Raw genomic sequence first — 9,971 nt, 5'->3', positions numbered from 1 at the left:
CTTGTGTAACTACCACGACGGGGTTAATGAGGATGATCCGAATGCGCCACCACGCCGCGGGCGGCTTGCCCGCCAAGGCGGGACAATAGTCTGGCAGCCACCACACAGCAGCCGTTAGGGCCACACAGGAACCTAACGGCGAATTCCAGCACCCCAAAACAAACCCCGGCGGGCAAGCACCAACAATGGTCAAGACTGTGACTGTGCGGTGGAGATTATCGAGGAAAATGCCGCCAAGGGACCCGCTTTTTGCCCGCCACTCCCACCACGCACTCTAAAACCCAGAAGTGCCCTTAAAGGCCCTTTCTGGACTTAACTCTGGCTACCCGGCTGGAAAACTGCCCCGCTCGCCTGTGCGTAGGCTGCGGGGTCTATTCGTCTGGAACAGGGCTTGTTCGATGGCACGGACCACTCGCTCGGGATGCGCAATGAGCTCCTCAGATCTGATGCGAAGAGTCTGGTGTTTTCTTCCCCGTGTTTGAATATTAGCTGGAGTCTTCTTCTGCTCGTCAACGACAACATAGAGCCAGTTGTTCAGGCACAAGAGCACGTGTTCCTCAGTGCTCGGGTGCATGCGCATGGTGCAGGGGATACCTGCGGCGAGAATGAGGGCGCGGCACAGTGATTGCAACGGGCTACGGGAGTTATCTGCGGCAGCATCAATGACTGCCCGCGCAATCCGAGCATTCTTTACCCGGCCAAGTGCCGTGATTTCTTGTGCGAGCTCCTGGCGTTCTATGCCCGCGCGCAGGGCCGACTCGGCGGCAACGAGCCCGTCCACCAAGCCGTGAAAGCGCGCTATATCCACCACGGCGCGGGCGGGGCTGACGCATCTAGCTCCCTGTACCTGTTCGCAAGACAGCAGGACGGTCTTGCGATACCTCCAGCCCTTCTTCCAGCGGGACCTACTGGGAAGATTGGTGCCAGGCAGGGCTAATTCGATCTCCTCGCGAGGACGTGGAATAACCCACAGACCGTGGACGCGAGCCGCAGACTTGGATATAAGCACGGCGGTGTAGCTGCTGCGGGCGGCGGCTAGGGCGCGCAAGCGCATCCGCTCCGAGGAGGAAAGGGCAGCGTAAACGTGAGGGGCAACAGCCATCCGCGGTGCCAGTTTCAGCAGGGTTTTAGAGTCGGAGGTCTCAAAGGACGTGGGAAATTGCGCGGTTCCCTTGTGCACCGTGATGAGTGAGCAATGGTTGTGGGCGGTAGTCATGTCCACTAGCTAAGGCCACGGGGCGCTGAGTATTCGAGGGCGAAAACGAAAACTGTGGATAACTCGGCGCCGGCATCGTGTTAATGACAAGTGTCGATGATGCCGCACCGCGTTATCCACAGTGCGTTCTCTCTAACCAGGGTTTCCGCTAGAGGGCGGGAACCGGAGGCAGGGGAGGAGAGTTAGTGCTTATTGCTGGGCCCCGGGGGAAGCCTGGTCAAGCTGCTCGGTAATCTGCGGCCACAGCTGGCCCATGATGTCATTCCAAGTCAGAATCCACACGGCGCGATCCTTGTCAGCCTTGCCAACGACGACGAGCTGCTCATTGCGTGCGCGCATGTGGTCCAGCGTCTTTTGCACGGTCAGCGAGGGAGAAACGCTCAAGGCGGGGCGAGAGAACTCCAGCACCGGGGTGGCCGGATCCGCCAAGAGGGTGTCGCGCACGTGCACCATGCGCGGCTCGCGCGAGTCCTTGGGGAGAACCAAGATGCGCATGACGTTCTTCTGGACGACAAGCTTCTGCAGGTCCGCGACGGTGGCATCGGGGGAGAGGGGAACGACTTCGGAGCCGTACTCGCGGGCGAGCGCGCCGGCCGTTGCCGCCTCCATCTCAATGACGCCGGTGATCTGGCTGGCTGAGGCATCATCCATTGTTCCCAGTTCGCGCGAGTGCTCCACGAGGGTGCGCAGGGTCTCCGCGTCGTAGCCGGCGGCACCAGCACGGTTGACGGGTTCCTCACCAGCCAAGATGACCAGCTTATTGGACATGTGGTTAATCCAGCTGAGCAGCGGGCGGAAGATCCAGATGAATCCGCGGGCGGGGATAGCAATGATTTGCAGAGCCGTTTCCGGGTGCGTGATAGCCCAGGACTTCGGCGCCATCTCACCGATAACCAGGTGCAAGAAGGTGACGATGAACAAGGCCAGAATGAAGCTGACGACGTCGGCCACGCCCAAGGGCAGGCCCAGCAATTCGAGTGGGTGCATCAGCAGGTGGTGTACCCAAGGCTTGGTCACAGCACCGAGGATGAAGGTAGCCGCGGTGATGCCCAGCTGGGCACCGGCGAGCATGATGGTCAGCTCATTAAGTGAGCGTAGGCCAGCACGCGAGGCGCGAGAGGTTTCTGCCGTCGCCTCGAGGCGGTTGCGACGGGCACTCATCATGGAGAACTCGATGATGACAAAGAAGCCAGAGGCGGCGATGATAGCTATGGTAACTAGAAGGTTAAACCACCAGGTATCGGTCATTACTTGTCCGCCTCCTTGCTTGCATCGGCATCAGCATCAGCGCTGCGATGACTGTCATGATTGCGGCCTTGGGCCGCATCATCGTCATCGCTGGTATGCCCGTCCGGATACTCCTCAACCAATTCGAGGGCGAGGGAAGATGGGACATGGCGGTCAACTTCCTTGACCCGGGCGAGAAGGAAGCGGTGCGGTGCCTCGTCGGCATCGACCCAGTCTTCCGGCTCTGCCTCGAGGGCAATCTTGTATTCGTCGCCTTCTTCCGGCAGCGCGCCGGATTCAGAGATGAGCAAACCAGAGATGGTCTCATAATCCCCGTCGGGGAGGTCATGGCCCACAGCACGCTCGATCTCGTCGATGGGGGTGTCTCCGTCGACGATCCAGTGGGAATCATCCTGTTCGGTGATTTCCTCGGTCTCTTCGATGTCGTGTTCGTCGGTAACATCACCCAGAATCTCCTCCGCGAGGTCTTCCATGGTGACGATGCCAACAAAGCCGCCGTATTCATCGATGACGCAAGCCATCTTTTCCCCGGCATCCCGCAACTCAACAACGACGTCGGGAAGCGGCATAAGTTCGGGGACAACGAGAGGCGTTTGCATGATTTCGGTGGCTGCCGTGGCATCAGGCTTTTTGTTGCGCAGCACGTCGAAGAGGTGCACGACTCCGATGGGGTTGTGCTCGTCATCGATGACGGGGTAGCGCGTGTGCTCTGTGGACATCATCTCGCGGACCTCGCCGATGGTGGTCTCAGGCGCAATGACATCCACGCGCGAACGTGGAATCATGGCGTGCTCGACGTCGTGATCGGGGAAGTCGAGCAGGCGGTCCAAGACCATGTACGTATCCTCGTCGATCTCACCGGCCTCGTGGGAGGCGTCGACGATGGACTCAAGGTCATCGGTCGTAGCGGAGGAATCAAGGTCCTCGACCGGTTCGATGCGGAAGAGCTTGAGAATCGCGTTCGACGAGTACTCGAAGAAGTGAATGAGCCAGCCGAAGATGCGCAGGTACCACATCGTCGGTGTAGAGAGCCACAGTGCCGTCTTCATTGGGGCGGCGATGGTGTAGTTCTTGGGGAAGAGCTCGGCGAAAAGCATCGAGGCCACCGTGGAAATCAGCAGGGCCGATACGGTACCAATCGCAACTGATACGCCGGTGGGAATGCCCACGTCCCCGAGCAATATCCCCAAGCCTTGGCCAACTAAGGGCTCGGCGATGTAGCCGATGAGCAGGCCGGTGACCGTGATGCCCAGCTGCGCTCCCGAGAGCATGAAAGAGGTCTGGTGCGTAATCTTGAGCGCGCGTGCGGCGCGTTTATCCCCTTCCGCGGCAAGCGCGCGTAGCTGCATGCGGTCGACGGACATGTATGAGAATTCTTGGGCCACGAAATAAGCGTTCGCTACGATGATGAGGCCGATTACTAAGAATCCGCCCAAAATCATTAGAATTGCGGAAATCAACGTTTACCCCACTCCTGAATTGTTGAGCGGGGACATCGACTCGGAGGTTCCACTGAAGGTGCCTTTCTGTACTTGGGAAACTGGCAACATACTACATGGAAAACGCCCGCTTAGGCTATTTAGTGCACCCCTCGTTAGGCTTTAAACCATGACTGTTCTCTTTGGCGTCTATATCCATGTGCCCTTTTGCTCCACACGCTGTGGCTACTGTGATTTCAATACCTACACTCCGGGTGAGCTCGGATCACCACGAGATCTCACCGGCCCTTACCTCGATGCTTTGGATAAGGAGCTCAGTCTTGCTGCACAGCGCGTCGGGAGGCAAGCCGAAACGGTATTCATCGGTGGCGGAACGCCGAGCCTGCTGGGCGCGGGCGGTTTGAGTCGGATTCTCGATACGGTGCGAGAAACCTTTGGACTGAGCGCCGGGGCTGAGGTAACCACCGAATCGAACCCGGAATCGACTTCGCCGGAGTACTTTTCCTCCCTCCATGAGGCGGGGTTCACCCGTGTGAGCCTCGGAATGCAATCGGCTTCTTCAGGCGTGCTGCGTGTCCTGGAGCGCGCGCATACCCCAGGGCGCGCTTTCGACGCCGCCCGGGAGGCACGCGCCGCAGGATTTGAGCACGTCAACCTAGACATGATTTACGGCACCCCCACCGAGACCGATGCGGACGTCGCGCGCACGCTGGAGCGAATCCTCGAGACAGGCGTGGACCACGTCAGTGCTTACTCGCTCATCGTGGAGGAAGGCACCCGCATGGCGCGCAAGGTATCCAAAGGGATTCTTCCTGCGCCGGATGAGGACGTGCTGGCCCGCCGCTACGAACTCATCTCGCAGACTCTGGAGGCGGCGGGGTTTGATTGGTATGAGGTCTCTAACTGGGCGAAGCCTGGTGGCGAGTGCCGGCACAACAGCCTCTACTGGGTCGACGGAAACTGGTGGGGAGCGGGCCCGGGTGCCCACTCGCACCTCGAGGATGAGCGTTTCTATAACGTGAAGCACCCCGCGCGCTACGTTGCGGAGCTGGGTCAGGGGCATTTGCCCATCAAAGAACGCGAGAAGCTCAGTCCGCAGGAGCGTCACACAGAGAAGGTGATGTTGGGACTGCGCATGAGTCAGGGCATCCCCCGTCAGTGGCTCGACGAGCACGCAGCGCCAGTTCTAGAGCGTTTCTCAAGCCAGGGCCTCGTCTACGTAGACGCGGACCGTGTGAAGTTGAGCAAGGCCGGACGCCTGCTCGCGGATGGCATCGTGACGGATCTCTTAGTTGCGGAGGAAGTAGAATAAGGCTCATGTCCACTTCAACTGAGGCCCGCCGCAAGGAAGTGCTGCGCGCAATCATTGCGGACTACATCGCTTCCCAAGAACCCGTTGGTTCTAAATCTCTTCTCGAGCGCTATCACTTGGGGGTCTCCTCGGCCACGATCCGCAACGACATGTCGGTGCTGGAATCGGAGGGGCTCATCGCGCAACAACACGCCAGCTCCGGGCGTGTACCCACGCAGAAAGGCTATCGTGAGTTTGTTGACAGCCTCCATGAGGTAAAACCTCTGTCCGCGCCCGAGCGTCGCGCCATGTTGACCTTCCTCGAAGGCGGAGTGGATTTGGAGGACGTGCTCCGCAGATCCGTACAGTTACTGGCGCAGATCACCAAGCAGGCTGCGGTGGTGCAGATGCCCAATCTCAAAGTCTCGCGCGTTAAACACTGCGAAGTTGTCGAGCTTTCACCGCGCCGTCTGTTGCTCGTGCTCATCACAGATAGCGGGAGGGTAGATCAGCGCAATGTCGAGTTGGACGGCAGCATTGACCCGGCGCAGACTCATCGCCTGCGTGATGTGCTCAATAATGCATTGTCCGGAAAGACCTTGGCCGCGGCCACGGCCGAACTCGAGCCTCTTGTCCACGAAGCCGCAGAAGATATTCGCCCCTATCTGCGCAAGGCAGCAACCGTCCTTGTTGAGACTCTGGTGGAGCAACCCTCTGATCGTCTGCTCATGGCAGGGGCCTCCAACCTCACCCGCGTTGCGCGTGAGTTCCCCCAGGGGTTGCCCTCCATCATCGAGGTGCTCGAGGAGCAGGTCGTGGTGCTCAAGTTGTTGGCGCGGGTGCCGGACCTAGGTAATGTTTCCGTGGTCATCGGTGAAGAAAACGAGGAAAACCAGCTGCGTCAAGCCTCGGTGGTCGCCACAGGGTATGGTTCCCCAGGTGCAACTCTGGGCGGACTCGGAGTCGTCGGCCCTACCTTTATGGACTATTCTGGAACAATGTCCAAGGTGAGTGCTGTTGCACGCTATGTGAGTGAGATTTTGGCCGGCAAGTAATCCGGTTAAACTCAACACCTACTGTTTAACCCAGACTGTTCAACCCAGCTGTTCAGTTCTGACAGTTCAAATCAGAAGACCCAACTGACTAGTGAGAAGGAATATTTCTTAAAGTGGCTCGTGATTATTACGGCATTCTCGGTATCGATAAGTCCGCCTCGGACTCGGAAATTAAGAAGGCTTATCGCAAGCTAGCCCGCAAGTTCCACCCGGATGTTAACCCGGGGGACGAGGAAGCCGCCGAGAGCTTCCGCGAGGTATCGCTAGCGCAAGAGATCCTGCTTGACCCGCAAAAGCGCCGCGTGGTGGATATGGGTGGAGATCCCATGGAGCAGCGCGGCGGTGGCGGTGCGGACTTCGGCGGTTTTGCAGGGGGCGGCCTCGGGGATATCTTCGCCGAGTTCTTCGGCGGCGGTGCCTCCCGTGGCCCGCGCTCACGCGTCCAACCGGGCAATGATGCCCTGTTGCGCACGTCCATTTCCTTGGAAGAGGCCTATTCCGGTGTGCAGAAAGTCGTTACCGTCGATACCGCCGTTATCTGTGATCACTGCGCGGGTACGGGTTCGGAGTCGCAGGCTAAGCCGGTTGGTTGCCCCACCTGTGGGGGTGCTGGTGAGATCCAAGAGATGCAGCGCAGCTTCCTCGGCAACGTTATGACCAGCCGCCCTTGTCCGCGGTGTCAGGGTTTCGGGGAGATCATCACCGATCCCTGCAAGCAGTGTGGCGGCGATGGCCGTGTTAAGAAGCGCCGCGATATTACAGTGACCATTCCCGCCGGAATCGGCGATGGGATGCGCATCCGCATGGCCTCCCAGGGCGAGGTGGGCCACGGTGGCGGTCCGGCCGGCGATCTCTTTGTCGAGGTCCACACGCAGGCGCACGCGGTATTTGAGCGCAATGCGGATGATCTGCACCTCACCGTGCGTGTTCCCATGGTGGACGCAGCCTTGGGCACGAGCTTCGACATCGAGCAGCTCGACGGCGAGGAGCTCACCATCGACATCGCGCCGGGCACGCAGCCGGGCGAGTCCATCGAGGTTACAGGCCACGGCATGCCGCGGCTGCGCACCGATGGTTTTGGAAACCTCTTCGCGCACGTCGATGTGGTTGTCCCGCAGGAGATGGACAAGCGCACCCGAGAGCTTCTGCTCAAGATCCGGGATTCGCGCGGCGAGGATACCCGTGTGCGTCGCAGCGGTGACGGACAGGAAGAGTCCTTCTTCTCGCGTATCCGGGACCGCTTCCGTAACCGTTAGAACCGCTCAAACCCCCATTAGAACTCGTCAGCACCCGCCAGCAACCCTGAGGATTTGGCCGCCATGTCTCTCCCGGTATTTATCCACCCTGACCTCTCGCGTGTTGAGATGGGCCAGCAGGTCACCCTCGAGGGGGCTGAAGCTCGGCATGCAGTGACCGTCAAGCGTCTGGAACCGGGCGAGCGCCTCAAGCTTATCGACGGCACTGGGAGCATCGTTGAGGCCACCGTCACCGCGACCACGGGAAAGGATGGCCTTAGCGCCGTGGCAGACTCCGTGGCGCAGGCCCGCGAGCCGCAGCCGCGGGTGGTAGTTGTTCAAGCCATTCCCAAGTCGGAGCGAGCCGAGCTCGCGGTGGACTTGGCCACGCAGTCGGGTGCCGATGAGATCATTGCTTGGCAAGCAGAGCGCTGCGTGGCCAAGTGGGCAGATCCAAAGAAAGCTGCCAAGGCGCTAGCCAAGTGGCAGGCGAGCGCCGTGGCGGCTGCGAAGCAGTCACGTAGGGCGAGGATTCCGCAGGTGCGCGGACCCTTGAGCACAGCGCAGCTGGCACAGGAGATTTCCGGCAGCTGCGCCTATGTTCTCCATGAGGAAGCCACGGCCTCCATCCGGGACGTGCCCTTGCAAGGAACCGTCTATATTCTCGTTGGTCCGGAGGGGGGAATCGGGGCAGATGAGTTGGCTAAGCTGCCCGCGCAGCCCATCAAACTGGGCCCCGAGGTCTTGCGCACCGCCAGCGCAGCTATGGTTGCGCTTGCCGCCATCGGAATGCGCACGCCACGCTGGTAGCCTGAGTACGTGCCTATAATCACCAAAAAACTGGAACTCGACTCCGCCTACCTTGCCACCGTCTTGGGCAACGCGGATGAGAACCTGCGCGTAATCAATAATGTGCTCGACGCTGACGTATTTGCGCGCGGCACCACCGTCACGGTGACGGGCCCGGATTATGAGGTGGCGCGAGCCAGCAAGCTTCTGGAGGAGCTAGAAGCCGTGGCTCGCCGTGGTCATGCCGTTAATCCGGAGACCGTCAAGCACACGCTTGATTTCATTGCAGTCGAGGCGCCTCAATCCGTCGCCGCAGCCTTGGCGGCCGATATTGTCTCGCGCCGTGGCAAGACCATTCGCCCCAAGACCGTCGGTCAGTCCGAATATGTTCAGGCCATTGACGATAATACGGTGGTCTTCGGCGTTGGTCCGGCCGGCTCAGGTAAGACCTATCTCGCCGTGGCCAAGGCGGTCCAGGCCTTGCAGTCCAAGCAGGTTTCCCGCATCATCTTGACCCGTCCTGCGGTCGAGGCAGGGGAGAAGCTTGGCTTCTTGCCAGGCACCCTCAATGACAAGATCGATCCTTACCTGCGCCCCTTGTATGACGCCTTGCGTGACATGCTTGATTCGGAGATGATTCCAAAGTTGATGGAGGCGGGCATCATCGAGGTCGCCCCCTTGGCCTATATGCGTGGACGCACGCTCAATGACGCCTTCGTCATCCTTGACGAGGCCCAAAACACCACCCCGGCGCAGATGAAGATGTTCTTGACGCGCCTGGGCTTCGGCTCCAAGATCGTGGTCACCGGTGATATCTCGCAGGTCGACCTGCCGAGTGGGCAGGTCTCCGGGCTGCGACTGGTGCGCCATATCCTCGATGGGGTCCCCGATATTTACTTCGCAGATCTACGCGCGGAGGATGTGGTGCGTCACCAGCTCGTCGGCCACATCGTTAATGCCTACGAGAGCTTCGATGAGCGCAAAGCCGCCAAGTACGAGAAAGAGCAGTAGAAAATGTCTATAGAGTTCATCAACGAGTCCGGCTTCGATGGTGTCAACGAAGAGATGCTTATCGATGTCGCCTCATTCGCCTTCGGCGCCATGGACATCAACCCCGATGCGGAATGCACGATTACCGCAGTAGACCTCCAGACCATCGCAGACTTGCACGTGCGGTGGATGGATCTGGAGGGGCCGACGGATGTGATGAGCTTTCCCATGGATGAGATCACTCCGGGGGCTTTGACCCCGCGCCCAGATGCCGCCGATCCCGGACCGGCCATGTTGGGGGATATCGTGTTGTGCCCCGAGTTCGCCCTGCGCCAAGCGCAGGCGGCGGGACACTCCTTGGGGCACGAGCTGGCACTGCTGACGGTGCACGGCTGCCTGCATCTTTTGGGCTATGACCACACCACTCCCGCAGAGGAGAAGGAGATGTTCAGCCTGCAGAACGAGTTGTTGGCTGATTGGTATGACAACCTCGCCGAGCGGGGCGTGAGCTTTCACCCTAAGCCCAGTGGTCCCAAGGCCTTTCCGGATGCCGCCGAGCGCGCGGACCTCGATAAGCAGGTCCCTGGCGGTGGCATTCCGGCGGTGGGAGAGCCAGCGAAACCCGAGGAAAACTCTTAAGTCCCCTCGCCCGAGGCTCACCCAGTTTTATTGCGCATTTTCTATTGCACAATTGGTTGCATGTTGACA

Annotated in this window: 9 protein-coding genes and 1 pseudogene; 7 read left to right on the top strand and 3 right to left on the bottom strand. The window is 59.9% G+C overall.

What is annotated here, in order from left to right; translation table 11 throughout:
- A pseudogene (locus B2696_RS08995) lies at positions 1-118 on the top strand (HNH endonuclease); the annotation flags it as partial.
- A gap of 204 nt (positions 119-322) precedes the next feature.
- Here the strand turns inward: B2696_RS08995 and B2696_RS08990 are convergent.
- The 3 genes from B2696_RS08990 to B2696_RS08980 all read right to left on the bottom strand — a co-directional run bounded on the left by B2696_RS08990 (position 323) and on the right by B2696_RS08980 (position 3,924).
- Positions 323-1,216 carry a hypothetical protein gene (locus tag B2696_RS08990; protein ID WP_286955053.1) on the bottom strand — a complete coding sequence of 298 codons (894 nt, stop codon included), beginning with the start codon at positions 1,214-1,216 and terminating at the stop codon, positions 323-325.
- 189 nt (positions 1,217-1,405) lie between these two features.
- Positions 1,406-2,464 carry a CNNM domain-containing protein gene (locus tag B2696_RS08985; protein WP_286955052.1) on the bottom strand — a complete coding sequence of 353 codons (1,059 nt, stop codon included), beginning with the start codon at positions 2,462-2,464 and terminating at the stop codon, positions 1,406-1,408.
- Positions 2,464-3,924 carry a hemolysin family protein gene (locus tag B2696_RS08980; RefSeq protein WP_286955051.1) on the bottom strand — a complete coding sequence of 487 codons (1,461 nt, stop codon included), beginning with the start codon at positions 3,922-3,924 and terminating at the stop codon, positions 2,464-2,466. Before B2696_RS08980 ends, B2696_RS08985 begins: the two co-directional genes overlap by 1 nt.
- A 148-nt stretch (positions 3,925-4,072) precedes the next feature.
- On the opposite strand from B2696_RS08980, the gene hemW reads away from it, so the two are divergent.
- From hemW to ybeY, 6 genes are all read left to right on the top strand, one after another.
- Entirely contained in the window at positions 4,073-5,215 is a 1,143-nt protein-coding gene (hemW, locus tag B2696_RS08975) for a radical SAM family heme chaperone HemW (protein ID WP_075730232.1), read from the top strand.
- Positions 5,216-5,220: 5 nt separating this feature from the next.
- Positions 5,221-6,249 (top strand): heat-inducible transcriptional repressor HrcA, encoded by a 1,029-nt coding sequence (gene hrcA / locus B2696_RS08970; protein ID WP_286955050.1) that lies wholly within the window; start codon positions 5,221-5,223, stop codon positions 6,247-6,249.
- Between the two features lie 113 nt (positions 6,250-6,362).
- Entirely contained in the window at positions 6,363-7,505 is a 1,143-nt protein-coding gene (gene dnaJ, locus B2696_RS08965) for a molecular chaperone DnaJ (protein WP_276621632.1), read from the top strand.
- Between the two features lie 63 nt (positions 7,506-7,568).
- Complete coding sequence (locus B2696_RS08960; RefSeq protein ID WP_075730229.1) at positions 7,569-8,294, top strand: 16S rRNA (uracil(1498)-N(3))-methyltransferase; 726 nt, start codon at positions 7,569-7,571, stop codon at positions 8,292-8,294.
- A gap of 9 nt (positions 8,295-8,303) precedes the next feature.
- Entirely contained in the window at positions 8,304-9,284 is a 981-nt protein-coding gene (locus tag B2696_RS08955; protein WP_286955049.1) for a PhoH family protein, read from the top strand.
- A 3-nt stretch (positions 9,285-9,287) separates the two neighbouring features.
- Positions 9,288-9,902, top strand: coding sequence for an rRNA maturation RNase YbeY (gene ybeY / locus B2696_RS08950; protein ID WP_075730227.1), 615 nt, complete (start codon positions 9,288-9,290; stop codon positions 9,900-9,902).
- Positions 9,903-9,971 lie beyond the last annotated feature (69 nt).

The organism is Corynebacterium sp. UBA4397 (assembly GCF_002390965.1).
Classification (GTDB): domain Bacteria; phylum Actinomycetota; class Actinomycetes; order Mycobacteriales; family Mycobacteriaceae; genus Corynebacterium; species Corynebacterium flavescens.
The sequence above is the reverse complement of the archived record's forward strand: the minus strand, read 5'-3'. Positions and strand labels throughout refer to the sequence as shown.

Coding starts and splice junctions, on each gene's coding strand:
- ybeY (WP_075730227.1), top strand. CDS start 9,288: ATGTCTATAGAGTTCATCAACGAGTCCGGCTTCGATGGTGTCAACGAA.
- B2696_RS08990 (WP_286955053.1), bottom strand. CDS start 1,216: ATGACTACCGCCCACAACCATTGCTCACTCATCACGGTGCACAAGGGA.
- B2696_RS08985 (WP_286955052.1), bottom strand. CDS start 2,464: ATGACCGATACCTGGTGGTTTAACCTTCTAGTTACCATAGCTATCATC.
- hrcA (WP_286955050.1), top strand. CDS start 5,221: ATGTCCACTTCAACTGAGGCCCGCCGCAAGGAAGTGCTGCGCGCAATC.
- B2696_RS08960 (WP_075730229.1), top strand. CDS start 7,569: ATGTCTCTCCCGGTATTTATCCACCCTGACCTCTCGCGTGTTGAGATG.
- hemW (WP_075730232.1), top strand. CDS start 4,073: ATGACTGTTCTCTTTGGCGTCTATATCCATGTGCCCTTTTGCTCCACA.